The following is a 26,582-nucleotide window of genomic DNA, read 5'->3' as shown; positions in this document are numbered from 1 at the left end:
CCGGCTAGAGGAGTTATCCCATGACGTCCGCCACTGACAACAGTCTCGCCGCCGCAAGCGTCAACGCCACCGCAGAGGAAGCGCGCGCCGTCGCCGAAGCCGCGCGCGAAACAGAATGGAACCGGCCCAGCTTCGCCAAGGGCCTCTATCTGGGTAGCTTCGACCTCAGTTTGATCCACCCTTGGCCGCAAGCCAAAACAGACGATGTTCAGCGGGGCGAGGAGTTCATGGCCGAACTCCTCGCCTTCGCCAAAACCATGTCCGGCCGCGTGATCGAGCGCGACGCCAAAATTCCGGACGAATACCTGAAAGGGCTCGCGGACCTGGGTGTTTTCGGCATGAAAATACCGCGGGAATATGGCGGATTGGGCTTGTCCTTGGTCTATTACGGCCGCGCACTTGCACTTCTTGGGTCGGTTCATCCGAGCCTGGGCGCCCTGATTTCCGCCCACCAATCCATCGGGGTTCCGGAGCCCGTGAAGGAATTCGGCACATCAGAGCAGAAGCAGGAATACCTGCCGCGTTGCGCAGCCGGCGCCATTACAGCCTTCCTCCTGACAGAGCCCGACGTCGGCAGTGACCCCGCGCGCATGGGCGCCACTGCCGTACTGTCCGACGACGGCGCCTCTTACCTTTTGGACGGCGTGAAACTGTGGACCACCAACGGCGTGATCGCCGAACTCGTGGTGGTGATGGCCAGGGTGCCTTCACACAGCGATGCCGACGGCACCGAGCACAAGGGCGGCATCTCCGCGTTCGTTGTGGAGATGGACTCCCCCGGCATCACTGTGGAAAACCGCAACGCATTCATGGGCCTGCGCGGGATCGAGAACGGCGTGACCCGCTTCCACCAGGTCCGGGTTCCCGCCGCCAACCGGCTGGGCCGCGAAGGCCAAGGCCTCAAGATTGCCCTCACCACGTTGAACACTGGACGGCTTTCCATACCCGGCCTCTGCGTTGCCGCCGGGAAGTGGAGCCTGAAAATTTCCCGCGAATGGTCCAACGCCAGGACGCAGTGGGGCCGTCCCGTGGGCAAACACGAGGCCGTGGGCAAGAAGATCGCGTTCATCGCCGCAACCACTTTCGCGTTGGAGGCCGTGTTTGAACTGTCCGCCGAGATGGCCGACGCCGGGTTGAAAGACATCCGGATCGAGGCCGCCCTGGCCAAACTGTGGTCTACGGAACTGAGCTGTCGGATCGCAGACGAACTGGTGCAGATCCGCGGCGGCCGGGGCTTCGAAACGGCCGACTCACTGGAAGCCCGGGGCGAACGCGCAGTCCCGGCTGAGCAACTTCTCCGCGACCTTCGCATTAACCGGATCTTCGAGGGCTCCAGCGAGATCATGAAACTCCTCATCGCTCGCGAAGCCGTGGACGCACACCTTGCCGCCGCGGGAGACCTCGCCTCAGCGGATGCGAGCCTGCAGGACAAGGCGAGGGCCGCCGTCGGGGCCTCGGGCTTCTACGCTCGCTGGCTCCCCAAACTCGTAGCTGGCGCTGGCATGGATCCCAGGTCCTATGCGGAGTTCGGGCGCTTAGGCAAGCAGCTTCGGTTTGTGGAGAGGTCGTCGCGGCGACTGGCCCGGCAAACCTTCTACGGCATGGGCAGGTGGCAGGCCAAACTTGAGCACAAGCAGGCGTTCCTGGGCAGGATCGTGGACATCGGTGCTGAACTGTTCGCCATGGCAGCCAGCTGTGCGCGGGCGGAGATGCTGCTCCGGACTCATCCTGAACAAGGCGCCACAGCGTACGAGCTGGCTGAGGCGTTCTGCGAACAGGCGCGGGTGCGCGTGGACGAATACTTCGATCAGCTGTGGAGGAATACTGACGACGGCGACCACGACCTTTCGCGCAAGGTCCTCGCCGGCGATTACGCCTGGTTGGAAGCCGGTGTCCTGGACCAGTCCGAAGGAACCGGCCCATGGATCGGCGATGCCTCGCCGGGCGCTTCAACCAAGGAGAACCTGCACCGCAACTACAGGTAACGCCTTCCCGCTGTATTCCTTCCCAGTTAGTGCGGGGAACACCGTGACTTTGACAGGTCAGGCCGCGGAACTACCGTGATCGGCGCCCGGCAATATGGAGGCAACTGGGAAGGAACGCCACTAACGCACGTCCCCGTCCACATAGAACCAACGCTTGTCCTCCCGCACGAAACGGCTGATTTCGCGCTGAACGCCGCGTTCGCCGTCGAGCCTGTAGTGCGCAGCGAACTCCACTGTTCCCGTCGTGTCCAGAGGACCACCGTTGGATGTGGAGACGATGTCCAGCCGGCGCCACTCCAAGTCCGAATCGAGATCCATGGACGCTGGACGGGTGGAGGCGTGCCAGGTGCGCAGGAGGTAGCCCGGGTCCAGCACCACGAAAGCCGAATACCGGGAGCGCATGAGCTGCTCGGACGTCGGGGCGTCAGCGTCGCCGCGGTGGTAGCGTCCGCAGCAATCGTCGTACTGTTCGCCGGAGAGGCAGGGGCAAGCGCCGTTGCGGAGTCGGGCTAAGTCAGGGGTCACGAGGTCCCAATCTGAGGCTGGAAATGAGAGCTGGGCAACATATTTTCCCACGCCACATAACAGCTTTGAAACAACCCCGCCAGAGGGTGGGGCGGGGCGTGATTCCGTCGGTGCTGGACCTTAGGCTATATATGCAAGCTGGGTGGGCATTGGGCGCATCACAAAACGACGGCCAGGGGAGGCTAACGTGGAGGATCCGACAACACTCGCCATCAACCTGACGTATTTGGGCACACTCGGACTCGCGGTCCTCATGTTCCTGGGTCTCGGGTTGATCATCATCATCACTTTGGTGATTGCCGGAGTTGGGCGGCTACTGTCGATCATTCTCCTGGCGATGATTGGGATTTTCCCCAAGAAGGACACCACGCCCATCGTTCACCTCCCTCAGCACCCGGCACATGTGACTGATCCCGTGGCTGCCGAGGACGATTCCGTGCCTTCTGCGGCGCCGGAGCCTGCTTTCGTGACCGCTGCTCCTGCCGCACCGGAACCTGCTGCCGTTAACCCGCAAGTTGCTGCTGCCGCGCCCGCCGCGCCGAAACGCGACCTCCTGGCAGATGTCCGACGACGGCTCTCGGGTGCCACTTCCGCCCTCAAGGAAGGCGCGTGGAAGGCTAAAGTCGACCCCCGCAATCTGCCGAAACCGGCGGAGGTCAAATCAGTGGTGGAACATCAGACCGCCCACCATCCGATCGTTGTTGCGGCCGCCAAGGAACCGCCTGTGCTCGCGAAGGACTGGGCGGACGCCGTTGCAGAAGCAGACGAACGGGCTGCCGCACGCGCCAAAGCGCAACAGCCACCGGCCATCAGGGTCACCGTCCGCGACCTTGACGAGCCCACGCCGTCGTCCAACGGCAAAACTCCGGCTCCCAAGCGTCCGGACTTCCCGCCAAAGAGGCCGGACAGTGGACCCACGCAATCCGGCGCAACCAAGAGCCCGGCCCCGGGCAATGGGGCAAAGAAACCAGGCCCGGACACTTCCAAGAATGGAAAGACTCCGAGCCCGATTCGCAAAGGTTCGCTTAGCGGCGCCAGCCGCAACTCCTAGATGCCTAGGCTGCCAACTGCCTAAACGCAGCACCGTGGTAGATCAATGGTTTGGATTCGAGATTGATGGTGGTGGCCTTGACCTCCAGCACAACGATCGCATGATCACCGGCCGGCGTCTCGGACACAATTTCGCATTCGAAACCCAGCACCGCACCGTCGATCAGCACTGCACCTGAGTCGCTCACACTGGTGTCCAGCCCGGCAAAACGGTCGCGCGTTTTGGACGCCAGCTGGAGCGCCGCCGCTTCCTGGCCCTCGGCGAGCACCGAAACGCCAAGCCGCTGCGCCTGGCGGAGCTTCGGCCAAGTGGTGGAAGAGTTCTGCACGGCGAACATCACCAACGGCGGCTCCAGTGAAACCCCCACCGTGAAGGACGATGCAACCAGAGCGTCCGGCGTGAAATCCACCATCGCGCTGAACGCCGCAACTCCAGACGGAAACTGGGCAAATGCTGCCTTGATGGCCGCCGTTTCTTCCACTGTGGTCTGTGTCATTCCGCTGTCCCCTAATCGTGCGTAGCCTGAGTTCCTTTCCCATAATTCACCTGCTTCCGGGAACGGCAATATTTGTTGATTCGAAAGACATTTGTGTTGCCGCATGTCAAGAAATGTCGCGAAGTAAGGCCTCTTCCATTACCTCGCAAGACGAAAAACGAAGAACTTCTACCATTTGCGTTTATGCCTCCGGCGGCCGTGTGTAGCCTCGATTGAACATCCAGTCCATGGCCGCAGATGCAGGCTTGGACACCAGCGCAGTCCCACCAGCACAGTCCCACCACAGGAAGCCGACATGAGCCTCAACGAGCTACGAACGCTTGGACGCACTGGCGCCCTGATCAGCCCCCTCACATTGGGCACCCTGAATTTCGGCACAGGCGCCGCACCCACGGGTCCCGCCGAAAGCATTCGCATCATCAAGGCAGCCCTCGATGCCGGGATCACCAGCGTTGATACCGCTGATATCTACTCGCAGGGCGAGGCCGAGACCGTGGTTGGCCAAGCCATCCACAGTCGTCGCGACGACGTCTTCCTGGCCACCAAGTTCCATGGCCAGATGGGTTCCAACCCGGCGCACGCGGGAAACTCGCGCCGGTGGATCGTCCGGGCTGTGGAGGACAGCTTGCGGCGGCTGAATACGGACAGGATTGACCTCTACCAAGCGCACCGCCCGGACTACAACACTGATTTGTTGGAAACCATCACTGCCCTCAACGACCTCATTCGGCAGGGCAAGATCCTCTACTACGGCACGTCCGTGTTCAGCCCCGCCCAGCTTGTTGAGGCCCAGTGGATCGCGAACACCAACCACCTGACCCCGCCCGTTGTGGACCAGGTTCCCTATTCGCTGTTGGTGCGCGCCAACGAACGCGACGTTTTCCCCATCACCCAGCAGTACGGCGTCGGGGTTTTGAGTTACGGACCGCTCGACGGCGGGTGGCTGGCTGGCGGTTACCGCGTTGGCGGGGGCCAACCGGAGAGTTCACGCTTCTCCGCCCTTCCCGGCAGATTCGACGTAAACGCACCGTTCAACCAGGGCAAGCTGCACGCCGCCGACGCTTTGGCGCAGCTCGCGGCCCGCCATGGTTTGACCCTCATCCAGCTTGCCGTTGCGTTCGCCATGAACCACCCTGCCGTGACCAGCGTGATCATCGGCCCCCGCACGGAAGAGCACCTGACGGACTACTTGAAAGCAGCAGACGTGGTGCTGAGCGAGTCCATCCTGGACGAGATCGACGACATCGTGGCCCCAGCCGTGAACTTCCTGGAGCGCGACGCCGGCACTGTTGCACCCCACCTCGAGTACCCGGAACTACGACGCCGGTAGCCCCCTTCCGTTGTGAGGCCCGCTCTGCACGCTCTCGGCACGCATTAGCGCGCATAGCAGGCCTCACAACAGGCTATTGACGCGGGTTCGGCCGCGGCGTGATCCTTGACCTAAGTGCTGCGGCACTCCGCAGCGTCAGCTTCCAGTAGAACGCCGCCGCCCCATGTCCAAGCACCATGTCAAACAAAGAGCATCGAAAGCCGCCAACCCCGGGCAGCCAACCCAAGGTCCGCTCACGCACGAGGAATTGCAACTCTCCGGGCGGAACCACTCCATGCCCCTTGAGGCCCTACACGACGACATCACGCCGGCCGGGCTGCATTACCTGCTGATTCACTTCGATATCCCCCACGTTTCCGCTGAGACATGGCGGTTGCGGCTCAGTGGCGCGGTTAATCGGAGCCTCGAGCTGAGCCTTGAGGACATCAAAGCCCGGCCCGCCGTCACCATGCCCGTCACCCTGGAATGCGCAGGAAACGGCAGGTCACTTTTGCAGCCCCGCCCCGTCAGCCAACCCTGGGTTCTCGGCGCGGTGGGCACGGCGGAGTGGACCGGAACCCCGTTGGCACCCTTGCTGGAGGAAGCAGGCCTGGCGAGTGACGCCGTCGAACTTGTCTTTACCGGTGCCGACAACGGCATTCAGGGCGGCGTCGAAGAGCCTTACGCGCGCTGCCTTTCGGTGGCGGAAGCCATGCATCCCGAAGTCATGCTGGTCTACGCCATGAACGGCAACCCGCTGCCCAAACAGCACGGCTTCCCCTTACGGCTTCTGGTCCCAGGTTGGTATGGCATGGCCAGTGTGAAGTGGTTGACGTCGATCGAAGCTGTGACGTCGCGGTTCATGGGTTTCCAGCAGGCCGTCGCGTACCACTACCTCCAAGGTCCAGACGGGCCAGGCATACCCGTGTCCCATATTCGCGTCCGCTCCCTGATGATTCCGCCCGGCATTCCGGACTTCTACACCCGGCGACGCGTAGTGGATGCCGGTCCCGTGATGCTGCACGGGCGCGCATGGTCCGGGCACGGCGACGTTGAACGTGTCGAAGTGGGGATCGACGGCGAGTGGATGCCCGCGCATGTGGATCCGCCGTTGGGTGATTTCGCGTGGCGGCGGTGGTCCATGGTGTGGGTCGCCAGCCCCGGCGAGCACGTGCTGCGGTGCCGGGCGATGGATACGTCCGGCGCCCTGCAGCCCACTGAACAGGTGTGGAACTACCAGGGCATCGGAAACAACATGGCGCAAGTGGTTGAGGTGACGGTGCGGTAGTTTGGGATGGACTGCGCGCTACAGCCGCCGCAGGTGGGCCATAGTTTTGGAGGAGCGATTGAGCCAGCACTCGGCAGGCACAGCCCTTCCAGCTATAACCCTGGGCACCGGATTACGCCCGCCCACAGATGTCTACCGTTTGGTTGGCTGGGCACTCGACATGGGCTACCGTTCCTTCGACACGGCCGCGCTGTACGGTACGGAGGCCGCGATTGGACGTGCCATTCGCGATTCCGGCATCGATCGGCGCGAGTTGTTCATCACGGTGAAAGTGCGTGGGAATGAGTACGGGAGCCGGGCGCGCGTTCATCAGGCAATCGAACGGAGTCTCGAGGCCCTCGGCACGAGCTTCGCTGACATGGTTGTTCCACACTGGCCCCTGCCCATGGTCAGGGCGTTGCCCTCCACTTTCGCGCAGATGCTGGACGCCCGCGCAGAGGGGCTGGTTCGCGGCGTTGGACTGAGCAATGCTTCCTCAGCGATGGTCCGCGCCGTAAGAACGGAGACCGGCGAGTGGCCGGTTGTGAACCAGCTGCATCTCTCGCCCATCGTTGGGCAGACGGACTTCACCCGCTTTGCTGAGACGGTCCCGGTCGGGATCCAGGCATACCGCGTCCTGGAATCAGGTTCAGGGCTCATGCAGACGCGCCTCATTTCGGAGCTTTCCCAGCAGTACGGCTGTTCACCCGCCCAATTGCTGATCGGGTGGCAACTCGGCCTAGGGCACAGAGTGGTGCTCGGAGCCAGCACCCTGGAGCAACTGCGTGCCAACCTTGACTCCCGGCCACTGGAGCTAGCGCCCGCTGACAGCCAGCGGCTGGCCCGGTTGGACCGGTTCTCTCTGGCTAAACCGGATCCAGTGACTCACTTTGAACTGTAATCGGCTGGCCGGTGGGTTGCCCCATAAAAGGCGAAATACGCGGGGACATCGAATAAGGGCGTTCGATCAGTGGCCATGAGGGCGGCTGCTCCGACGCGGACACTGACGGCTGATGCCGACTCAATGCCCCCGAGAACATAACGCCAAGGACCTGGGAAAGACTCATCCAGGGCAATTTCAATCATGTTATCCACGAAATCACTGATAGCCCCGGGATGACCCTCCGAGGCGCCGTGCCATAGCTGCCCATAGGTTTCCTGATCCCCAGTGGCAACTGCCAAGGCCAGCCGGGCCGATTGAGCCCTGGAAGGTGCGGTCATTCGTTGTGTCATCATATTCACGGTGCGCGCCGTTTGGATGGCTTCTTCCATGCAAGGCCGGCCAATTAACGCCGGAATATCGACGGTGAAAGCCCCCTTCTCCAGGAAGAGGCTGACAGTCTCGCTGGCCTCCGGAGGCACTCCTTCCAAACCTGCGACGTTCACCGCCCCCGTCTTCGGCCAAGCGTGCTGCAACGCATGCCCCAGTTCATGGAGCAAGCTCAGGAGGTTCTGAAACGACAACTTCAATGCCTCGCCTGCCTGACGCGTCACACCACAGGAAATAGCAGAACTGGCTGGAATCCAACCATCGGCAAGAAGCACGCGGTTTCGCACCGGCTGCGTATAGTTCTGCCTGAACCTACGCGACGTGCCTGCGAACTCCACCCTGATCCGGGCAAGCGGCATTGCCGCCGTGGAAAGGGAGGCAAACCAGACATCCGAGCCGGCGGGCTCAACTGTCAGGGAGACACCGGCCGTCACCGCCACAATGTGCTGGGCGATCCGAAACGCCTCTTCTACGGAGAAAAGGCTGGACCTTACGCCGCGGATTTTCTGCTGCAGTACATAGGGCACGTCTGCGTATAAATCAGCCGAAGGCCCAACGCCGGCGCGGAGATGTTCAACGTCTTGAAGCGCAGCCTCGTGGAATTGGGCCAAGACCTCGCGAAGTTGCAGGTCTGGAAGCTTGGTCTGGTGACGATCTGTCTTCAGGGCGCGCTGGAGATCCCCGGCATGCTCACGTGCAATCCGGCTCCACGCCTCCACCAACCGTTTCCTGGTCAGGCTGGAATCCAGCGTGGCCAGGAGCTGCCGGTAAGTTACGGAGGGATCATCCGCGCCACTCCCTGAGACCAGCGAAGTCACCAGTTTCCGTTGCTGATTACGGATTTCCGCGATGATGGCAGCTGTCCGGCGGGGGCTGGAAGCCGGTGAAGCGGCGTCGTTAACCATCTTTTGCTGGAGCTGATCCCGTAACGTCCTACGCGCAGCATCCATCGTCGGAGTTACCGGAGCTGCCCTGTCCAACCAATGAATAAACGCCAGATCATCTTTGGCATTCGAATAGAACAGATCCCTGACGTCCTGCAGTTCGGCAAGGTCTGCGTCCCGCTGGACTTCCCGCATGGCAAGGAACCAGGACTCAACCACGTTATTGATGGCAAGGACGTCAGCTATTTCACTGTCGGAACCGATGCGGGATCCTGTCCTGACGTCACGGAGCGCATAGAGTTGCCGCATTCGTTCCGCGATGGTTTGCCTGTCCGGAAGCGCAAAGGGGTCCAACCCATAAGCCGTGGCCAACAGGCTTTTACGGGATGAATCAGCGGAAGGCACCGCCGGAACCTCCATCCAGTCGGAATGAGGCACCATTGGCAATGTCGCCCAAGTCGAAGCCGCAGGAAACCAATCGGGCGCATTCCGATGGTTCAATGAACCTTCTGATCCTGGACTCCGGGTTGGCCCGCGCCAACGTTCGTGAAACGAGCTCCTCAATTCCTACCTTGTACTTGACTGACGCGGCAGCGAACTCCTCCCTACGCTGTTCGCTGTTCAGCGCACCGAAGATCACTTCGAAGACAGCTCCTCCGCGGGTCCGGCACAGGTCGGTGAGGGCTCCTGTAAGAACTTTGAGTGCGGCTTTGCCCGCAGCATAACCAGCAGAACCTGCATCCGGCGTGTAGATCGCTTCCGATCCAACGACAGCGATGGATAGAGGACTGTCCGACTTTTCAATCAAGAGCCTGAGAATGTCGTAGCCGCCAGCACCATTGACCAAGAGCGACTGAGTAACACCATCCCGTTCGCCTGAAGCAGGGTGGTCCGACCTGGGGTCGAAAGCTGCAGCAAAGATGATCCTGGAGGGGATCACATCAAGGGACTCAACTGTCTGCCGACGCCCTTCGCTCTCCGCGAGGTCACATTCCATCCATGTCATGCCCTCAACGGACGGAGGCGCGGACGCGCCCGAATGCACGCCAATGACGGCACTGCCGTGCTGAATGAATGACTTGGCCAGGTCCAGGCCCAAACCGCGGGAAGCACCGATGATAAGAACCTGGTTATTCATCATCATTTCCTCGCTTCACGGCGAGCAGCATCCCGTGCTCGGTGCCGAGGAATGATGCGGTAACCCGCTGCGACCTGGCGAGGGCGCGCACCACTTGACGGATTGATTCCCCCAATCGGTCATCTTCGCCACCTTCATGGACAGCATAGGTTCCACCGGCAAAGGCATCATCGATAAGGAGCGCCCCTCCTGCCCGCAAAAGTGGGAAGGCTGCCTTCACGTATTCGACGTACTCGGTCTTGGCGCCATCGATGAAGATCAGATCAGCACTTTCCGGGGCCATGCGGGAAAGTGCCGACACGGCATCCTCGGTGGATATCCGGACCCTGTCATCGAGCCCGAAGCGCGAGACATTTTCCCGGGCGATCTCTGCCGACTTCGGATCGATCTCAAAGGAAATCAGCTGGCCACCCTTTCCGAGACCGCGTGCCAGATGGATCGTTGAGTATCCAAAAAGTGCTCCGATTTCGATGACCAGTTGCGGCCGCGCAAGCAGGGTAAGGCATTCAAGGAGCTTGGCAGCGTTGTCATCCACTTGGATGGGTGGAAGCTGCTCATCGACTATCGCCTGCCGCAACATGCTGGTCAGTTCCGGGTCGCGTGCTGGAAGCATCGCAGAAATATAGTCGGAGGGATACTCACGCGTAGAGCTCATCGGGTTTCCTTCGTCAGCCGTTAAGGGGTCTTGTTTGGTTGCTCCCGCAGCCTGCTCCAAGAAGGTGATCAGGGCGGTGGGATCCGGCGCCTGGTGGGGTTCCTTCCCGAGGATTCTTTCGAACCAGGCTGCGGGCGGTGTCTGGTCGTGCGAAGCCAACCCATGACGTTGCATCCACGTACCGGCAACCTCCGACATGGCCCAAAACAGTCCATACTCTGCACCAGGGCGGGTCGCCGGGATAGGCCAGGTCAACCTATGCAGGGCCTCCAGGTACGTTGACGCATGCCCGGCCGGGTCGGAATCAGTGACCTGTCGCCACACATCCTGGTAGTCAAACTCCGGATGCATCAGCCATTTCCGGTCCAGTTCCATGACCAGTGCACGCAGGGGTAATTCCTTGAGCGCCTCCAACTGGAGGATGCCCTGCCATTCAGCCAGGCCCTTGCCGGACGGTTCTCCAGCCGCAGGGATAACGCAACCGCCCCACCCGGCGTCGAAGACAGTCCATTCAAGCCAGAGACTCAGCAGGTCTATTTCGGTTTCTCCGGCCGATTCGAGTCCGTGTCTGAGGGGCTCACGGGATGCCGTGAGCGCATGATGGACGGCATGGCCCAGCTCGTGGAGAGTGGCCTTCAGATCCCGAAGGTGCATGACAAGGCGCCCATCAGGACGCGACGAACAGCGCAGGCCCACATGGGCTGTGGGCACTCCGGGACCGGTCGCCGAGGTGGCTCGCCCGGTCGCCTCCCGGGAGTCGGAATTCGGGCCAAGCAGTGGCCAGATGACGACGCCGGACGAGGGCACCTTCCCGTCGGCGGAACCTCCGAAAAGCACTTCCCATCGGTCACCGGCAAAGGAGGCACGCGCCGTCGAACCGGTGACGGCTTCCAGCCGTCGGCGTATTTCCTCTAGGACTCTGTCAACGTCGAGCATCGGTTCCCGGGTTTGCAACGCGAGCGCCAACATTTTGGCCGGGGTTTCCTCCATGGCCAGCTCAGCACAGGAGACCAGCGACAAGGGAGCCGTGCCAAAGATCCTGGACATGCCGTTGACGACGGATGCGGAAAAGGTCCCAACGAAATTGTCTGCCGCAATGCCCCGGCATGAAGGATCCGATGCTTCCGCCCTCAGGTTGCGGACTGCTACCGCCAGGTCTTGGACGGCCAGTGATTCCACGTCCAACGCAGCATCCCAGGCAGTTCGGACAGCTTTGCGGTGAGAGCGAGTTGGCGCGTGCGCAAGGGACCGCTCCACCGCGACAAACGCGGGTAGTCTGTCATCTTCCGCGGGAGGAACGCCGCCCCCGAAGGTGCAGTGTCTTTCTTCTTCACGGAGCGCCCGGGCCGCTTCCTCAACAGCAACCCTGGAATCAGCCGGTCCACGTTGTGGCCCGTCCGCTTGTCCGTTGAGTGAGGCGCGGAAAGCGTGGTCGAAGAGGTCGTCATTGGCTTCGAGGAAAGCCATCAGATACGCGGTGTTGTTGTGATCCACCAGGGTTTCCCCGGAGGCGGACATTCGTGAGTTCCGCTCTTGCAACCAGTTCCGAAGGCCAACCTTGTAGCCGGGCTCCGTCATTGCCGCCACGTTCGTCATGGTCGTTGCCCACTTTCCGGGTCTTCCAGCATGGGATGGTCAAAGCGGTAGCAATCGCCGTCGTACGAAGCCACGTACAGGCTGCCATCACCGCAAGGCATGGGCGACGTGTGCACCGCGGTGGGGTGATCGGGCCGGCCAATAATCTGCGAAGACTCCCACAAGAACGCACCACTGCATGCATCAAGGCAGCAAACAGTTCCCCGGTCGCTGGTGAAAAGCACCGTCTGTTCCTCCCCCATGACCAGGGATGTGTACTCGAAGAGCCCGCCACCGGTCCAGTGCCATACCCGGGCACCAGTTACCGCATCCACCGCTGAGATTCCCTGTCCCCTTACCGGAACAATGACGAGTTCCCGAATCGATGCGAGGCTGCCATCGATCCGTCCACCCATCGTCAGGTCAGCCAGCTGCGTTCCGCTTCGGGTCCATCGGCAGAGGACTCCCTCCGTCGTAGCGCAGACCACCATGTCCTTGCAGATTGTGGGTGACGATCTGATGATCCCATTGGCTCTGGCACGCCATTGGAGCAGACCGTCCGCCTGCAGGCAGGCCACATCGTCGTGGTCCACCACCACTACTTCTCCGGATTCGAAAACCACGGGTGACGCATAGGGTGCGCGGTCGTAAGCATAGGTGTTCTGGTAAGTTGCGGACGCTGTGTCGAAGGTCCACTTCGTATTTCCGGACGCCACATCGAGGGCCACCAGTCTGTGCCCGAAAACCGGAACGTAGGCCGTCCCGCCGTCGGGCGAAAAGGCGATGGTGCCCAAGACTGGGCCGGACAGGGCAGCCGTCCACACGGCACGGCCCCTGAGGTCGAAGCGGACAACCATCCCGCCCGTGCTCGCAACCAGGAAATCGGCAGCTCCCGGAATAGCAACAGGGGAAGAGTAGATTCCTGCGTCCAGGCGTCGAACCCAATACTCGCGCTGCATGGTCGTGTCCAGGAACCGGACTCGACCATCCTCGCCCCCGATGATCACACCTATGTCCGCCACAGGGAGGGGGCTCGCATTAAAGGCGACCGGAACGTGGTCATCCGAAAGCAGGCTTTTCTCGTTGACGGTGCGGACCGCAACCACCTGCGGTTCCCGACGGCGCGATCCCGGCCAGGTGGTTTGGGCCGTGCATTCCATGGAGGTCTTGCCCATGGCGTGCCGCGAGTGGAGACCCATTGCTGATACAGCTTCCAGCGTCATTCAGGCCCCTCCCATAAGCCGGTATCCGAGCTGCCGGGTCCGCATGCTGTACCTCAATGCCAGGAGAAGCGACGCGACGGCTGCGGATGCAACGGCAACCAGTGCCGATTCCCAAACCAGAATTCCGACGATAGCGATAGGAATGGTTACCAGATACGTGACCACCGTTGATGGCAAGGATAGCCATGCGGCCCGCTGCTCAACCGTCAGGATTTCGCCGCACAAATTCTCCACGACGTAGGCGGGAACCGCGATGAGATACGCGGCAGTCAGTAGCCAGACCAGACCGACGTCGACCTCGTCACCGCCCAAAACCTTGGCAAGGACGGGGACGGCCGCTGCTACGCCTGCAGCGGCGATGAAACTGGGCCACACCACGTACTTGCGCGAACGTTGCACTACAGCGTGGGCGTCTTGCTGGCTCCGCCCTCGGGAGTATCCGACAAAGACGCCGACGGCGCCGAGGGTCGCCTGCGGTACCCGGCAGTAGAGAGTCCAGATCCTCGTTGCGACCGCTGCAGCCGCGACAGTGCCTACGTCCAGGCGGCTGATGAGCATGAAGGGCACTACAGCCGCGGCGTAGTTGTTCATCTGCCTGAGCCCGATGCCAAGACTCGTGGTAAACATCTCCCGGGTCAACGGGATAATCCGCTGTTGGTCGGAGCCGTCAGTGCGTTCTCCCCGGGACCGGGAGAAATGCCGGGCGAGGACAACAAAACCGCAGGCAGCAGTCAAGACCTGGGCAATCACTGTCGCGATGGCCACTGCCATCACCGGGTTGGCTGCCAATACTTTCAGCGGGCCATACACCAAGGCTGCGTTGAAGGCGGCATTCAGGACGAACACCGTGGCGATGAGGACTATCGAAGCGCGTTGTCGTCCCACGATGCGCAGGGTGATCGACACGGCCGCCAGGGCCAACGTGAACGGAATGCCAAGCATCCGCACCGTCAAGTAATCGGTTGCTATGGCAGCAACTGCCGGCTCAGAGCCCACGAGGTCAAAAATCAGGGGAACAACTCGGCTGACCAGCATTCCGGCAGCAGTCCAGACGGCGGCGACCAGAAGCAGGGCGGCAAACAATTTGGACAATAGCTTGCTGGCGTCGTTGCGGCCCTCAGCGCGGGCCAATTTCACGGCGAAAACGTCGATGATGCCCGCAAAGAACGCCATGAACAGTGCGGTGACCAGATCGCCTAAACCTATGCCAGCCACCATGAGTGCCCCAAACGGGGCCACGAAGGCCAGGTCGATGGCCCCGTTTCCCGCGCTCAGGAGATCGACTGCGAACATGGTCCCGGCCAAGGAGACAAACGTCCGCGGCGAAAGTATGGTGTGGGAAGCCGCGCCCGACTCTGCCGTGTCCTCCGTTGAATTGACCTGTTGTGACATCAGCTCAGCTTGCTGCCAACTGCTGCCGCACAGCCATCAGCGTTGCATGGGTGTTGTTGTCCAGCATGTTGTCTACCGTGGCCAACACCTCGGATGGATCCGGGAGCATGCTGGCGAGGACCAGATACCGGGCAATCGCTCTGTGGGTCATTCCTGCCTTGGCGTACTGCTGCGCTGCTTTGCGAAGGTGGTGGGTCACGTAAGGAGCCCCCAGAGAGGTGGCTCGATCATAGGTTTCTGCAGCCAACTCAGCCTTGCCGAAGGCTGCGAGCACATCTGCGTATTCACCGGCGCTCACTGACCACAGCGGATCCCAAGCGACCAGGTCCTTGGCGGCTTGAAGCGCCTTCTCCTCGTCACGTGAGACGTAGAGATGTTCTTTGACGGAGGACTCAAGGTACGTCTTATGCAGATTCCGGGCGAAGGGAGCATCGCTGTCTTCCATGGCCCTCTGAGCTGAAACAGCCGCTTCATTCATGAGTGCCCGAGTACGGGAAACGTCACCGATCTCGGCAGGGATCATCGCCACGCCGCGGTACCAGGCCGACGTCGAAACGGCAGGTATCTTCTTTCCGTGCTCCAGAACCACCGTGTTTCCTGTCCTGGCGAACCACTCGAAATCTTCTTTAGTGACTCCGACACCCTTCAAATACCAGACCACGGCAATGCTGCAAGCGTCGAGCAAGCGGTGGGCCGGGACCTCCTGGGATGCTGCAGTCCTGCGAACCTCTGACATGAGGTTCACGTCCAGCCCACGTCCTTGGGTGCGGTTTCCAATGATGTAGCGAAGCAAGGCGGCCTCAAACTGGAATCGCGCTCCCCGCCCACCTGCACGCGTCAACACGCTGCTTGCAAGCTCGAACCGCGAGAGGGTAACCAAAGCACTGGCTAGGACTATGGCATCAGCATCATCCATCGTCTCAACGCGGGCCATACGATCGCGAAGTTCGTTCAGGCGCTCACCACCATGGGTGCGGAGCGTCGTCACGTCTTCGTAGTCGAGCCCGTGAAGGTCGCACACTTCCCGAACGACATCCGGCTCGAAAACCTGCCCTATCGGGTAGTAGTAGTCCCCCGGGATGGTGGCCGAAAATGCCGCAACGTTCTCGCGGGAAAATTCCACGATCTCGTCCTGCTGCGAGGGCAAATCAAATCCGATGATTGTTTCTGTGAAAGAGTTCCAGCGGTCCCATCCGGCAATCTCGGAAATATTCAAAGCTTTGCTGATGGATTTGGCATGGTTAATACGTGATATCAATGCGTGCTCCTCATTTCAGGACGTCAAGCGTGAAATTGCACCCATCAGCAGGTCCGCGGCGCGCATGGCATCCGCTAGGACGGCCGGCTCCCGCGCTTCCCGGGCGGCACTGAACTCCACAATGTCCAAACCGACGATGGGATTATTGCGAAGAACCACATCCAGGACCCTTATGAGGTCGGCCGTATCCATTCCAATGTGCGCAGGGTATCCCGTGGAACCCATTTGGGCCTGTTGGATGACATCAACGTCAATCGAAACGTAGGTGGGCACCTCAGAGCCGAGCGCCTCTACCAGCCCCGGTTCGTCCCGCAGCAGCGGGGAGGTCACAGGAATAATGCCCGCGCTCACGTCCAGGCGCCCTGATAACTCTGCAGACGACGACGCGCTGATTGCGATAAAGGGATCCATTCCTACCTGCAGCACACTCCGCCGACCCAGTTGCTCGCCCACATGGGAGATGACGTTGGTGTTGAACAGTGGATCCAAGGGCTTAGATGTCACCGGTTCCCACAGTTGTATGTCCAAGTGCTGGTCGAACTGAATCACCCGGGCGGGCGCAGTTCCCCTGGCTATGAGACCGCTGATGACTCCGGCAGTAATGCTGTGGTCACCCCCGATGACGCATGGCACAGAACGGGAATCGAGGTCGGCGACGACACTTCCGATCTCTTCCGCCACTTCCTGGGCAGAGGACCCGACCGGAACGATGTCCCCCAGATCAACGGCAGCGAAATCCGTTCGACTAGTCTCCGCGTTCATCAGGCAACCATCCGGGTAGCCCCAGGTATAACGGCGGGAAGCAGCCCGAAGAAACGCCGGGCCGTTTTCTGCACCGTCGTGTGGAGAGCCTGCTGAGGATGCCACTCCCAGAATTGCCACACGGGCACTACCAAGGTCGCGCGGGTCCGCGCCGACGGCAAGTCCGGCAAACCCGCGCGGTGGTTTTCTAAGCATCACGTTCCGTGTCAATAGGGCGGCAATGGGCCGGTTGGGCGCTAACCCAACCGGCCCACCAAATTACTTGGCCAGGATAGCTTCGAGTTCAGCATCAATCGACTGAACGGCCACAAGACCTTCGGTCGCAGCTTCGGTACCAAATTCTTCTTCGAAGAAGATGCCCGGAGTTGCCGCACGGAAGAAAGCAGGGCTCTTCTCGTAGTTCTTTTCAGTCATTTAATTCCCCTCCAATTAAAATTGCCAATCAGATATTGATTGAACTCCAGCAATACGTACTGATCAGTACGTGAACACGCTAACACACGCATTCCGCCCAAAACAGGGCTCCAGGGGGATTTCTAAATCAACTTTATCGCCTTATATCAAGTGCATTTTGAAATCAAGTCAAGTGCCGTCTGGTCAAAACAATTGCAGATGCAGGAAAGTTCAAATTGTGCAAGTCAAATTGATGACCGCCCCGCTATGCGGGCACTCAAGAGGGCCACTGGTGCCTGAAAACTGGGTCTGCCGTGCACACATCCCGGTTATCGGCGACAATTCAATGATGAGCATCCCGTCATCGTCCCCGGCCAACGTCCGAGTCGACGCTTGGCTGTGGGCGATCCGCGCGTATAAGACCCGTTCCGCTGCCACGGCCGCCTGCCGAGCAGGGCACATCCGGATCAACGGGAACCCGGTCAAGGCGTCGCAGAGCGTGATCATTGGAGACACCATCCGGGTCCGGGAGTCAGGCTGGGAGCGGATCCTTGAGGTACGGCGTCTCATCGCCAAACGTGTCGGCGCCGAAGCCGCTTCCCACTGCTTCACCGACCACACTCCCCCGCGTCCCGTAGCCCCCAAGCTCGGCCTCCCCCAGCGAGACCGCGGCGCCGGCCGACCCACCAAGAAGGACCGACGGGACATGGAGAAACTGCGGGGCTAGGTGTAGAGATGAGCTGCTCTATGCACTTATCCACAGGCCGACTTTTCTGACATGAATCCTGCTCCGCCCCCGGCCTAGACTGACCGGCACACCGCCGAACTGCTGCTGGGGAGCTTTCCATGTCACTACCGTCGTTTGCCTCTTTTCCTTTTGTTCGTATCCGAACGGGGGTAGTGGGAGTCGGCGTTCTGATGCTTCTGAGCGGCTGCGCGAGCGGCTCCACACCGGGCGTCACACCTTCAGAATCCAACCCGACGACGGCGGCGCCCACCTCAAGCGTCTCGGTTCCGGCAGCGTCGGCTACTCCGTCTGCCTCCCCTGTGTACAAGCCAGCCGACGCGGCGGGGAAAGCACAGAACGTACCCGTTCCCGTGATGCCGGAGCTGGCGAAGGAGAACTCGGAGGCAGGGCTGGAGGCGTTCATTGGGTACTGGTTCCAGGTGCTTAGTTACGCGTACGAAACCGGCGATGTCTCCAGAGCCAGCGAGTTGTCTCGGTCTAGCTGCTTGCTCTGCACAGATCTCCTGTCGAACGTCGCGACAAACTACACAGAGGGCCGATGGCTTGTCGGCGGAAGGTATCGGACACCTGTAATCGAAGTCCTGTGGGAGTCCTCGGCCCTAACGCAAACCGCGAGAGTGCAGGTGCTGCAGGACCAGATCCTGTATAAAAATGCAGATGGTTCGAATGGTAGAGAGCCGACGCCCGCGATTAATGACGCGGCCGCCTTCTTTGGTGAGTTTGCCAATGGGGCGTGGTCTGCAACAGATCTTGGGGTCATTAGATGAGTTCTCTATCTGCCCGATTGGTAGCCGTGGGTATCTTACTCGTTTCGGTATCGCTTTACCCGGCGCCTTCATGGGCTGCCAACTCACCAAGCCCAGGCACCGGATTTACTGATCGCTCCATTTCGGTCGGCGCAGAGTTCACCATAAACCCAACGACGGGTATGCCTTCCACGAATCTAACCACCGCAGCCGAGGACCCAAATCAGTACATGGCCGACACCCACTGCCGCGCCGACGGCCCCGACACCAAAGACCCGGGCTGCGACGCCCTCGACTGCCCGGCAACCACACCCGCAGGCGAGGAAGGCACTCCGGTCATCTGGAAAGAAGCGCCCAAAGCCATCACCAACCCCGGCTGGACCGACTGGATCCCCGTCAGCGGACCCACCTGCCTCTACGACCCCCAACCCGAGAACGTCCTGGCCAACATCGCCGCCCGGATCCTGAACGACTTCCGCCAACTCCCCGTCAACCCCGGAAACCTCGAAGCCCAACCCTTCCCCCACACCCTCAAAGGCGGACCCACCAACTTCTACGCCACCGCCGCAGACCAAACCTTCGACCTCACCATCCTCGGCCAAGCAGTCCACCTGACCGCCACACCCACCAGCTACACCTACACCTACGGAGACGGCACCACCCTCGGACCCACACCCGCCGCCGGCTACACCATCCCCGAAACCGAATGGCTCAACAACCAAACCCGCACCAGCCACACCTACACCGACACCGGCAACTACCAAACCGCCGTCACCACCAGCTTCACCGGCACTTACTCGGTCAACAACGGCCCACCACTACCCATCAACGGCACCCTGGACATCACCACACCCACCAAAACAATCCACGTCTGGAAAACAGAAAAAGCACTCGTCGCCGACACCTGCCAGGAAAACCCCAACTCATGGGGCTGCCCCGGCACAGAAACCAGATAGGCAGACGGCGCCACGTACCGCCACCACCCACTTTGATCGCCGCATCCTGGCGACACACCAAAAAGACGGCGCCTCGAAACCACCCACGATTCAAAGTGGGTGATTGCGGCCCATGAAAGCAGGGATACTTCGCCTTAAGTGAAGAAAAGCATCAGTTCCGAAGAACCGATGCTTTTCGCCTGCCGAAACTTAGGAGAACCAGGTACCTGGAGGACCCATGAACAGCAGGAAGCTGAACACTGCTCCCACGGCGACCAGGGTGACAACTACGGCAAGAATCGGGTTCCGAAGAACCCAGGCCTGGGCTTTCTCAAATCCGCCTCGGGGTGCCTCTCCTCCAGCGGTCAAGCGCCAGTCGCCAGCGAGGAGGCCGCGGCGGTCCAGAGACTTCTCCATGGGGATGGTGGCATAGGGGATGACGGCGGAAGCGATAGCAAGCAAGCCCGTTCGAGTTGACCACTTCTGGTTGATCCACGTGAACGCAGCCGTCGCAGCGTAGCAAAGGAACACGAAACCGTGGATGCCTCCGGCAATGCTCACCCCAACGTCGGTGGTGCGCGTGACGTACTTAAGGAACAGCCCGATCAACAACAGCGTCCATGTCACGGCTTCGGCGAAAGCAACGGTACGGAACAAAGTGCGGGGCTGCATGGAAGTCCTCAGGTAGAAAACGGGAGTCACACCCTATTTTACCGGCTGTAGAACTTCCCTCATGTCATGGCAAAGGCCTCGCAGGGTTACGGCAATGGCAGCGTCTCCCGGTTCCGGATGCGCGAGTCGCCGAACTCGATGGCCACAGGAGCAATGTCCATAGGTGACTCGTGCCGGGATCTCGCCTTGCCTACAGCGATATGGGGCAACCACCGCGGTGACTTGTAACCAAGCGCGGGCGAGCTCAGGATGAAGTCGTCAATGTTGTCGAGGCCGAGGTCGTCGAAAAGTACGTGTAGCCCTTGCACCAAGAGTGCCTGGTAGTCGTGAACCTCCTGCGGCACGTCAACCTCGAGACCCATAAGGCGCCCACCGCCCAAAGGGATCAGTTTGTCCGATTTCCCCAAAAAGCCCTGCAACACCGGCAGCTCCGTCAACCAACTGGCGATCTCGGGAAGCACTTTCTCTGGCGCCGACAGACCTTTGGTCCACGCAACGATGTCGCTGCCGAGATCGTCCAAAATGCCGACATGCAGAAAGGTCATGTGGAGGCTCTGCGGTTTACGGAGGGAATCGACGAACCGGTTCAATCCTTCGTAGTCCGATGCCCCTGCCCCGACGCGGAGGACAGGCACCTCCACCGTGATCCGGGGTCCATGCGATGTGCTTCCAGCGGGGACGAGGGCCGTCATGGATGACATTATGCGCGGGAATCCAAGCGAGCGGCAGGCCGACGGCGGGAAGCAAGTTCCGCCGTCGGCCTGTTTTGGCGGGGGTGTCAGGTTCTTACTTCTTGGAGCGGGCCTGAACCAGGTTCGCAAACGGAAGCCTCCCGAAAGCAGAAACGAAATCTGCGTGGTAGGCAGCCTCGGCGGCATTGACGTCGGATGCGGAGAATTCCTTCCACGCAACGATCAGGTCCAGGGCATCGCGGAGTTGCCAGATGAGCCGGGCGTCCCAGACGACGGTTGGCCGCCCGCGGCCGTAGTCCATGAACTCTTGTATCTGCTTGCGGAGCCCCCGGTTGCCTTGGCTACCGGCGCTGGCCTTGCCGATGTACAGCACCGAAGCATCCGTAATCCATTCGGACTCCAGGGCTTCGCGCTTGAGCGAGGGGTCCTTCTTCTTGAACGTCCCGGCAGTGCTCTTGTTTAGGAACGCTGGCTCGAAATCCGCGGGGCGGAGGATCATGAAGATGCCGGGTCCTTGGGGAATCCGCATGGGGTCGAGTTCGTCGAGGGGCCGGAAGCCGGTGAACCCTTCCTCGGTGAGCGACTTTTTGGTGAAGAGCATGGTCCATTGTGCGGGACCACGCGGCGACCGGCCGAAAGACGCCAAAGCCTGAAGCAAACCTTTCAGCGTTGACACGCTCTTGTGACCCGTGCCATATTCAAAACGTGAACCTGTCAGACAGCCGGACAGCCGGACAGCAAGGACCCCAGGGTGGGCATACGCCCATCTCACGCATCTCCGCAGCCGAAGCGGTCTTTGCGGCCCTCCGGCGTGCCATTGAGGGCGGCCAGTTCGATATCGGCACCAAGCTGAGCTCCGAAGCGACGCTGGCAGGCCAGTACGGCGTAAGCCGCTCCGTCATCAGGGAAGCACTGAGGTCCTGCAACACCTTGGGCCTTACGGTGACCAAGACAGGCAAGGGCACATTCATTGTGGCCAACAAGGTTGCTAACGACCTTACCTTGGGTCAGTACAGTGCGCGGGATCTTAACGAGGCACGCCCGCACATTGAGATTCCGGCAGCCGGACTCGCCGCCCAGCGCCGCACGGAGGAGGAACTGGAGCACCTCAAGGACATCGTCCAGGAAATGCTCACCGAGAACGATCCCGAAGCTTGGGTGAACCTGGACGCCAGCTTCCACTCGGCCGTTGCCCGGGCCAGCGGAAACAGGGTGTTCGCCAGCGTCGTCTCTGATATCCGTGAAGCTCTGGCCCACCAATCCGAAACTTTGAACCTCGTCGCTGACCGGCAACACCGCTCGGACGAGGAACACGTCGCCGTGCTCAACGCAATCGAAGCCGGCGACTCCGAAGCCGCAAGCAAAGCGATGGCCGCTCACCTGCAGGCCGTTAGCGTGGCACTGGACACGATCCTCAGCAAATGACCCACCCAAAGGACACAGCCACCATGCCCGTCCCCGAAGCACCGGCCCACAACGCCGCGCCCGCGCCCGCAACGGCGCAGCACATCAAGACGCCCCACCACGTCCCCCTCGTAGAGGTGACCCGTGACGGCCTGGTGGAGAGCATCCATTACGGCTCGCTGATTGCGCTCAACGCCGATGGCAGCACCGCAGTCCAAGCCGGCGAGCCGGACGCCCCCATGTATCCCCGCTCAAGCCTGAAGCCGTTGCAGGCTGTTGCGCTGCTCAAAGCGGGGTTGGATATCCCCCAGGATCTTCTGGCATTGACCGCGGCCAGCCATTCCGGCGCCCAAATGCACCGGGATGGCGCCACCGAGATCCTGAAGCTGCACGGCCTCACCGAAGCGGCCCTCGGTAACAGCACGGACCTCCCCTATGGCGTGGCTGAACGCGAAGAGTGGCTCCGCCAAGGTAACGGCCCAACCCAGATAGCCCAGAATTGCTCCGGCAAGCACGCTTCCATGACGGCCGTCTGCGTCATCAACGGCTGGCCTGTGGAGGAGTACTTGCATCCCGAGCACCCGCTGCAGGTGCTCGTCCGCGACACCATCACGGAACTGACGGGCGAGGAAGCCGCGGCAGTCAGCACTGATGGCTGCGGGACACCGTTGTTCGCCCACTCCCTTCGTGGGATGGCGCGCGCATACGGCCGCCTCGCCGCTGCCGACGAAGGCACGGACGAGGGCCAGGTTGCCCATGCCATGCGCCGATACCCGCAGATGGTGGCCGGCGAAGGCCGCGACGTCACCGCCCTTATGCGGGCCGTCCCGGGCTTGCTGGCGAAGGACGGCTTTGAAGGCCTCCAGCTGGTGGGCCTCCCGAATGGCACCGGACTGGCGGTGAAGATTTCCGACGGCGGCGATCGCGCCCGCATGCCGGTCACCGTTGAGGTTCTGCGCCGGTTGGGCGTCGACGGCGGCAGCTTGGACACGCTTCAGAGTGCACCTGTGCTGGGTGGCGGCCTTCCGGTCGGCGAGCTCCGTGCAGCCCAAATTTTCAGCAACTAAACCAAGGACAGCTATGACCACCGTCGATCAGGCGATCCCCCTCCGTTCCGAACACGACCTCTTGGGAGACCGCGATGTCCCCGCGGATGCCTATTGGGGCGTCCATACCCTCCGCGCTATCGAGAACTTCCCCATTACCGGGCAGCCCCTTTCCACCAACAAGCACCTGGTCAGGGGCCTGGCCGCGGTAAAGCAGGCCGCCGCTCGCACCAATCATGAGCTCGGCCTCCTGGATGCCGAAAAGGCAGGTGCCATCGAGCAGGCTTGCCAGGACATCATGGACGGCATGCTCCATGACCAGTTCATGGTTGATGTGATTCAGGGCGGCGCGGGCACCAGCTCCAACATGAACGCCAACGAGGTCATAGCCAACCGTGCGCTGGAGATCCTGGGCTACCCCAAGGGCGAGTACTCCAAACTGCACCCGAATGACCACGTGAACCTGAGCCAGTCCACCAACGATGTCTACCCGACGGCGGTGAACCTCGCCACGATCTTCTCCGTCAAGGAACTCCTGGAAGCCCTCGAAGAACTCGAGGTGGCTTTCGCTGAGAAGGGCCGGGAATTCCGGACCGTGGTGAAGATGGGACGGACGCAGCTGCAGGACGCGGTCCCCATGACCCTTGGCCAGGAGTTCGGCGGCTACGCCGTGACCATCGGCGAGGACCGGGCGCGTTTGGACGAGTCCCACATGCTGATCCACGAAATCAACCTTGGTGCCACGGCTATCGGCACGGGCTTGAACGCTCCGGCCGGTTACGCCGAAGCTGCCTGCCGCCACTTGGCCGAAATCACAGGCCTTCCCCTGCTCACCGCTGCTGACCTCATTGAGGCCACGCAGGATGTGGGCGCGTTTGTTCACTTGTCCGGCGTGCTGAAGCGCGTGGCAGTAAAACTCTCCAAGATTTGTAATGACCTCCGCCTGCTGTCCTCCGGACCGCGTGCGGGTTTGGGCGAGATCAACCTTCCGGCCGTACAGTCCGGCTCGTCGATCATGCCCGGCAAGATCAATCCGGTGATCCCGGAAGTGGTCAGCCAGGTGGCGTATGAAGTCATCGGCAACGATGTCACCGTCACCATGGCCGCGGAGGCCGGCCAGCTTCAGCTGAACGCCTTCGAACCGATCATTGTGCACAGCCTGCACAAGAGCATCTCCCACCTGGAAGCAGCGTGCCGCACCCTTACGGCGCGCTGCGTCCGGGGCATCACTGCAAACACCGAACGGCTACGGCTTACCGTGGAGCAGTCGATCGGTCTCGTCACGGCATTGAACCCACATATCGGTTACGCCTCCGCCACCGCTATCGCCCAGGAAGCGCTGGCAACGGGCAAGGGCGTTGCAGAACTCGTGTTGGAGCATGGTCTCCTGACCGCCGCCCAGCTTGAGGAACTGCTTAGCCCCGAACGTCTGGCAAATCTGAGCAAATAGGCCGAAACTGGCCTGTAAACGCTCCAACCAGCCGTCTCGCCCCATAAGGCTTACCCCCACGAGGCTTTGTTCGGCGTGCCCGGAACCCCCACCGGACGCGACCAGGACACCCCCAACAGGACACCCCTAAGGATTCCAATGACCAACCCCATTACGGACCACACGGTCCCGGCCCAAGCGCACGCCAGCGAGAAAGCCCTCCACAAGGAGGACTCCGGCTATCACAAGGACCTCAAGCCGCGCCAGATCCAGATGATCGCGATCGGCGGCGCAATCGGCACGGGCCTGTTCCTGGGCGCCGGCGGCCGACTCAACGCAGCTGGTCCCTCCCTCGTTATCGCCTACGCAATCTGTGGTTTCTTCGCTTTCCTGATCCTCCGCGCCCTCGGCGAACTGGTTCTGCACCGCCCGTCGTCGGGTTCCTTCGTTTCCTACGCCCGTGAGTTCTACGGCGAAAAGGCAGCGTTCGTTTCGGGCTGGTTCTACTGGATCAACTGGGCCACCACCACCATCGTGGACATCACCGCAGCGGCGCTCTACATGGAGTTCTTCGGCAAATACGTCGCTTGGATAGGGGCCGTTCCGCAGTGGGCGTGGGCGCTCATTGCCTTGGTTGTAGTGCTCTGCCTCAACCTGGTTTCCGTGAAGGTCTTCGGTGAAATGGAGTTCTGGTTCGCGCTGATCAAGGTGGCCGCGCTGGTGGCCTTCCTCCTGGTGGGCACCTACTTCGTCGTCTTCGGTACCCCGGTTGAAGGCCAGGAAGTCGGCTTCAGCCTCATCGCGGACAACGGCGGGGTGTTCCCGAACGGCGTCCTGCCAATGATCATCCTCATGCAGGGTGTGCTCTTCGCTTACGCTTCGATTGAACTCATCGGCACGGCAGCCGGCGAAACCGCCAACCCCGAGAAAATCATGCCTAAGGCCATCAACTCCGTGGTCATCCGCATCGCCCTCTTCTACGTGGGCTCCGTGATTCTGCTGGCCCTCCTGTTGCCGTACACCTCTTACGAGAAGGGCGTCAGCCCGTTCGTGACGTTCTTCGGTTGCATTGGTGTGGAGGGCGTGGACGTCATCATGAACCTTGTGGTGCTCACCGCAGCACTGTCTTCGCTGAACGCCGGGCTCTACTCCACGGGCCGCATCCTACGCTCAATGTCCGTGGCCGGCTCGGCCCCGAAGTTCGCTCAGCGCATGAACAAGGCAGGCGTGCCCTACGGTGGCATCGCCATCACTGCCGGCGTTTCTCTCCTGGGCGTTCCGCTGAACTACCTTGTTCCGTCCGACGCCTTCGAGATCGTCCTGAACGTCGCTTCCGTGGGCATCATCGTCACGTGGGCCACCATCGTCCTCTGCCAGATGCAGCTCAAGCGCTGGGCCGACAAGGGCTGGCTGAAGCGACCGTCCTTCCGCTTGTTCGGAGCCCCCTACACCGGCTGGTTGTCCTTGATCTTCCTGGCGGCCGTGCTGATCATGGTGTTCATCGAATCTCCGTTGACCATGCTGGTCACCGCGATTGCCTGTGGACTTATGGTCTGGGGCTGGTTCCTGTGCCGCAAGCAAATCCATGAGCTTGCCGCCACCCGCGACGGCTACACCGGCAGCGCACCGGTCATCGCCAACCGCCCCTTGCCTGGCGGCGACAAGTAACAGCGGCCCTAAGTAAAGCCCAAGTAGCGTCCGACGGCGGCACCCGGGTTCCGTACCAT

Annotated in this window: 25 protein-coding genes; 12 read left to right on the top strand and 13 right to left on the bottom strand. The window is 61.3% G+C overall.

The window, feature by feature from the left end; genetic code table 11:
- The first annotated feature begins 20 nt into the window (after nucleotides 1-20).
- Nucleotides 21-1,985, top strand: a complete 1,965-nt coding sequence (locus J3A64_RS20475; RefSeq protein ID WP_011776377.1) for an acyl-CoA dehydrogenase family protein — start codon at nucleotides 21-23, stop codon at nucleotides 1,983-1,985.
- 120 nt (nucleotides 1,986-2,105) lie between these two features.
- Here J3A64_RS20475 and J3A64_RS20470 read toward each other — a convergent pair whose 3' ends face one another.
- Nucleotides 2,106-2,561 (bottom strand): YchJ family protein, encoded by a 456-nt coding sequence (locus J3A64_RS20470; protein WP_210065659.1) that lies wholly within the window; start codon nucleotides 2,559-2,561, stop codon nucleotides 2,106-2,108.
- A 136-nt stretch (nucleotides 2,562-2,697) separates the two neighbouring features.
- Between J3A64_RS20470 and J3A64_RS20465 the strand changes: the two genes are divergently transcribed.
- On the top strand, nucleotides 2,698-3,561 hold the full coding sequence (locus J3A64_RS20465; protein ID WP_011776379.1) for a hypothetical protein: 864 nt from the start codon (nucleotides 2,698-2,700) through the stop codon (nucleotides 3,559-3,561).
- A gap of 4 nt (nucleotides 3,562-3,565) precedes the next feature.
- On the opposite strand, the gene J3A64_RS20460 is transcribed toward J3A64_RS20465, so the two are convergent.
- Complete coding sequence (locus J3A64_RS20460; RefSeq protein ID WP_210065657.1) at nucleotides 3,566-4,057, bottom strand: flavin reductase family protein; 492 nt, start codon at nucleotides 4,055-4,057, stop codon at nucleotides 3,566-3,568.
- A gap of 295 nt (nucleotides 4,058-4,352) precedes the next feature.
- Between J3A64_RS20460 and J3A64_RS20455 the strand changes: the two genes are divergently transcribed.
- The 3 genes from J3A64_RS20455 (at nucleotide 4,353) to J3A64_RS20445 (ending at nucleotide 7,534) form a co-directional block, all read left to right on the top strand.
- On the top strand, nucleotides 4,353-5,387 hold the full coding sequence (locus J3A64_RS20455) for an aldo/keto reductase (protein ID WP_011776381.1): 1,035 nt from the start codon (nucleotides 4,353-4,355) through the stop codon (nucleotides 5,385-5,387).
- Between the two features lie 163 nt (nucleotides 5,388-5,550).
- Nucleotides 5,551-6,654, top strand: a complete 1,104-nt coding sequence (locus J3A64_RS20450; protein ID WP_210065655.1) for a sulfite oxidase — start codon at nucleotides 5,551-5,553, stop codon at nucleotides 6,652-6,654.
- 58 nt (nucleotides 6,655-6,712) lie between these two features.
- Nucleotides 6,713-7,534 (top strand): aldo/keto reductase, encoded by an 822-nt coding sequence (locus J3A64_RS20445; RefSeq protein ID WP_210065653.1) that lies wholly within the window; start codon nucleotides 6,713-6,715, stop codon nucleotides 7,532-7,534.
- Here the strand turns inward: J3A64_RS20445 and J3A64_RS20440 are convergent.
- From J3A64_RS20440 to J3A64_RS20405, 8 genes are all read right to left on the bottom strand, one after another.
- Nucleotides 7,519-9,192: a hypothetical protein gene (locus J3A64_RS20440; protein ID WP_238324394.1), complete on the bottom strand. Its 1,674-nt coding sequence runs from the start codon at nucleotides 9,190-9,192 to the stop codon at nucleotides 7,519-7,521. The two genes, J3A64_RS20445 and J3A64_RS20440, sit on opposite strands and share 16 nt — an antisense overlap.
- Nucleotides 9,179-9,925 carry an SDR family NAD(P)-dependent oxidoreductase gene (locus tag J3A64_RS20435; protein ID WP_210065652.1) on the bottom strand — a complete coding sequence of 249 codons (747 nt, stop codon included), beginning with the start codon at nucleotides 9,923-9,925 and terminating at the stop codon, nucleotides 9,179-9,181. The genes J3A64_RS20440 and J3A64_RS20435 overlap by 14 nt, the downstream gene beginning before the upstream one ends.
- Complete coding sequence (locus J3A64_RS20430) at nucleotides 9,918-12,176, bottom strand: O-methyltransferase (RefSeq protein WP_210065651.1); 2,259 nt, start codon at nucleotides 12,174-12,176, stop codon at nucleotides 9,918-9,920. Before J3A64_RS20430 ends, J3A64_RS20435 begins: the two co-directional genes overlap by 8 nt.
- Complete coding sequence (locus J3A64_RS20425) at nucleotides 12,173-13,378, bottom strand: PQQ-binding-like beta-propeller repeat protein (RefSeq protein ID WP_210065650.1); 1,206 nt, start codon at nucleotides 13,376-13,378, stop codon at nucleotides 12,173-12,175. Before J3A64_RS20425 ends, J3A64_RS20430 begins: the two co-directional genes overlap by 4 nt.
- Nucleotides 13,379-14,770: an MATE family efflux transporter gene (locus J3A64_RS20420; protein WP_210065649.1), complete on the bottom strand. Its 1,392-nt coding sequence runs from the start codon at nucleotides 14,768-14,770 to the stop codon at nucleotides 13,379-13,381. It abuts the gene before it with no gap.
- A 4-nt stretch (nucleotides 14,771-14,774) separates the two neighbouring features.
- Nucleotides 14,775-16,028, bottom strand: a complete 1,254-nt coding sequence (locus J3A64_RS20415; RefSeq protein WP_210065648.1) for a hypothetical protein — start codon at nucleotides 16,026-16,028, stop codon at nucleotides 14,775-14,777.
- 15 nt (nucleotides 16,029-16,043) lie between these two features.
- Entirely contained in the window at nucleotides 16,044-16,910 is an 867-nt protein-coding gene (locus J3A64_RS20410; protein ID WP_307807229.1) for an arginase family protein, read from the bottom strand.
- 138 nt (nucleotides 16,911-17,048) lie between these two features.
- Nucleotides 17,049-17,204: a hypothetical protein gene (locus tag J3A64_RS20405; protein WP_011776391.1), complete on the bottom strand. Its 156-nt coding sequence runs from the start codon at nucleotides 17,202-17,204 to the stop codon at nucleotides 17,049-17,051.
- 325 nt (nucleotides 17,205-17,529) lie between these two features.
- Here J3A64_RS20405 and J3A64_RS20400 point away from each other — a divergent pair, with 325 nt between their 5' ends.
- The 3 genes from J3A64_RS20400 to J3A64_RS20395 all read left to right on the top strand — a co-directional run bounded on the left by J3A64_RS20400 (nucleotide 17,530) and on the right by J3A64_RS20395 (nucleotide 19,633).
- Nucleotides 17,530-17,910, top strand: coding sequence for an RNA-binding S4 domain-containing protein (locus J3A64_RS20400; protein ID WP_026267468.1), 381 nt, complete (start codon nucleotides 17,530-17,532; stop codon nucleotides 17,908-17,910).
- A gap of 119 nt (nucleotides 17,911-18,029) precedes the next feature.
- The gene (locus tag J3A64_RS23825) at nucleotides 18,030-18,698 is read left to right on the top strand and encodes a DUF6318 family protein (protein ID WP_307807219.1); all 669 of its coding nucleotides are present in this window, start codon (nucleotides 18,030-18,032) and stop codon (nucleotides 18,696-18,698) included.
- A 209-nt stretch (nucleotides 18,699-18,907) separates the two neighbouring features.
- Nucleotides 18,908-19,633 carry a hypothetical protein gene (locus tag J3A64_RS20395; protein WP_210065645.1) on the top strand — a complete coding sequence of 242 codons (726 nt, stop codon included), beginning with the start codon at nucleotides 18,908-18,910 and terminating at the stop codon, nucleotides 19,631-19,633.
- Nucleotides 19,634-19,822: 189 nt separating this feature from the next.
- Here the strand turns inward: J3A64_RS20395 and J3A64_RS20390 are convergent, their stop codons facing one another.
- The 3 genes from J3A64_RS20390 to J3A64_RS20380 form a co-directional block, all read right to left on the bottom strand.
- On the bottom strand, nucleotides 19,823-20,284 hold the full coding sequence (locus tag J3A64_RS20390) for a DUF3817 domain-containing protein (RefSeq protein WP_238324398.1): 462 nt from the start codon (nucleotides 20,282-20,284) through the stop codon (nucleotides 19,823-19,825).
- Between the two features lie 86 nt (nucleotides 20,285-20,370).
- A complete protein-coding gene (locus J3A64_RS20385; RefSeq protein ID WP_286176420.1) occupies nucleotides 20,371-20,976 on the bottom strand; it encodes a hypothetical protein in 606 nt (201 codons plus the stop codon).
- 94 nt (nucleotides 20,977-21,070) lie between these two features.
- On the bottom strand, nucleotides 21,071-21,577 hold the full coding sequence (locus J3A64_RS20380; protein WP_043470764.1) for a hypothetical protein: 507 nt from the start codon (nucleotides 21,575-21,577) through the stop codon (nucleotides 21,071-21,073).
- A 104-nt stretch (nucleotides 21,578-21,681) separates the two neighbouring features.
- On the opposite strand from J3A64_RS20380, the gene J3A64_RS20375 reads away from it, so the two are divergent.
- The 4 genes from J3A64_RS20375 to J3A64_RS20360 all read left to right on the top strand — a co-directional run bounded on the left by J3A64_RS20375 (nucleotide 21,682) and on the right by J3A64_RS20360 (nucleotide 26,523).
- Nucleotides 21,682-22,401: a FadR/GntR family transcriptional regulator gene (locus J3A64_RS20375; RefSeq protein WP_014923019.1), complete on the top strand. Its 720-nt coding sequence runs from the start codon at nucleotides 21,682-21,684 to the stop codon at nucleotides 22,399-22,401.
- Nucleotides 22,398-23,447 carry an asparaginase gene (locus tag J3A64_RS20370; protein WP_085939264.1) on the top strand — a complete coding sequence of 350 codons (1,050 nt, stop codon included), beginning with the start codon at nucleotides 22,398-22,400 and terminating at the stop codon, nucleotides 23,445-23,447. Before J3A64_RS20375 ends, J3A64_RS20370 begins: the two co-directional genes overlap by 4 nt.
- A gap of 13 nt (nucleotides 23,448-23,460) precedes the next feature.
- A complete protein-coding gene (locus J3A64_RS20365; RefSeq protein WP_011776399.1) occupies nucleotides 23,461-24,876 on the top strand; it encodes an aspartate ammonia-lyase in 1,416 nt (471 codons plus the stop codon).
- Between the two features lie 138 nt (nucleotides 24,877-25,014).
- Nucleotides 25,015-26,523: an amino acid permease gene (locus J3A64_RS20360; RefSeq protein ID WP_210065641.1), complete on the top strand. Its 1,509-nt coding sequence runs from the start codon at nucleotides 25,015-25,017 to the stop codon at nucleotides 26,521-26,523.
- The last annotated feature ends 59 nt before the right edge of the window (nucleotides 26,524-26,582 follow it).

The organism is Pseudarthrobacter sp. PvP004, assembly GCF_017876035.1.
GTDB classification, from domain to species: Bacteria; Actinomycetota; Actinomycetes; order Actinomycetales; family Micrococcaceae; genus Arthrobacter; species Arthrobacter aurescens_A.
This window is presented reverse-complemented; position numbering and strand designations above follow the sequence as displayed.

Coding starts and splice junctions, on each gene's coding strand:
- J3A64_RS20405 (WP_011776391.1), bottom strand. CDS start 17,204: ATGACTGAAAAGAACTACGAGAAGAGCCCTGCTTTCTTCCGTGCGGCA.
- J3A64_RS20455 (WP_011776381.1), top strand. CDS start 4,353: ATGAGCCTCAACGAGCTACGAACGCTTGGACGCACTGGCGCCCTGATC.
- J3A64_RS20450 (WP_210065655.1), top strand. CDS start 5,551: ATGTCCAAGCACCATGTCAAACAAAGAGCATCGAAAGCCGCCAACCCC.
- J3A64_RS23825 (WP_307807219.1), top strand. CDS start 18,030: ATGTCACTACCGTCGTTTGCCTCTTTTCCTTTTGTTCGTATCCGAACG.
- J3A64_RS20435 (WP_210065652.1), bottom strand. CDS start 9,925: ATGAATAACCAGGTTCTTATCATCGGTGCTTCCCGCGGTTTGGGCCTG.
- J3A64_RS20420 (WP_210065649.1), bottom strand. CDS start 14,770: ATGTCACAACAGGTCAATTCAACGGAGGACACGGCAGAGTCGGGCGCG.
- J3A64_RS20390 (WP_238324398.1), bottom strand. CDS start 20,284: ATGCAGCCCCGCACTTTGTTCCGTACCGTTGCTTTCGCCGAAGCCGTG.
- J3A64_RS20395 (WP_210065645.1), top strand. CDS start 18,908: ATGGCCGACACCCACTGCCGCGCCGACGGCCCCGACACCAAAGACCCG.
- J3A64_RS20370 (WP_085939264.1), top strand. CDS start 22,398: ATGACCCACCCAAAGGACACAGCCACCATGCCCGTCCCCGAAGCACCG.
- J3A64_RS20380 (WP_043470764.1), bottom strand. CDS start 21,577: ATGCTCTTCACCAAAAAGTCGCTCACCGAGGAAGGGTTCACCGGCTTC.
- J3A64_RS20430 (WP_210065651.1), bottom strand. CDS start 12,176: ATGACGAACGTGGCGGCAATGACGGAGCCCGGCTACAAGGTTGGCCTT.
- J3A64_RS20360 (WP_210065641.1), top strand. CDS start 25,015: ATGACCAACCCCATTACGGACCACACGGTCCCGGCCCAAGCGCACGCC.
- J3A64_RS20425 (WP_210065650.1), bottom strand. CDS start 13,378: ATGACGCTGGAAGCTGTATCAGCAATGGGTCTCCACTCGCGGCACGCC.
- J3A64_RS20365 (WP_011776399.1), top strand. CDS start 23,461: ATGACCACCGTCGATCAGGCGATCCCCCTCCGTTCCGAACACGACCTC.
- J3A64_RS20400 (WP_026267468.1), top strand. CDS start 17,530: ATGATGAGCATCCCGTCATCGTCCCCGGCCAACGTCCGAGTCGACGCT.
- J3A64_RS20385 (WP_286176420.1), bottom strand. CDS start 20,976: ATGACGGCCCTCGTCCCCGCTGGAAGCACATCGCATGGACCCCGGATC.
- J3A64_RS20460 (WP_210065657.1), bottom strand. CDS start 4,057: ATGACACAGACCACAGTGGAAGAAACGGCGGCCATCAAGGCAGCATTT.
- J3A64_RS20475 (WP_011776377.1), top strand. CDS start 21: ATGACGTCCGCCACTGACAACAGTCTCGCCGCCGCAAGCGTCAACGCC.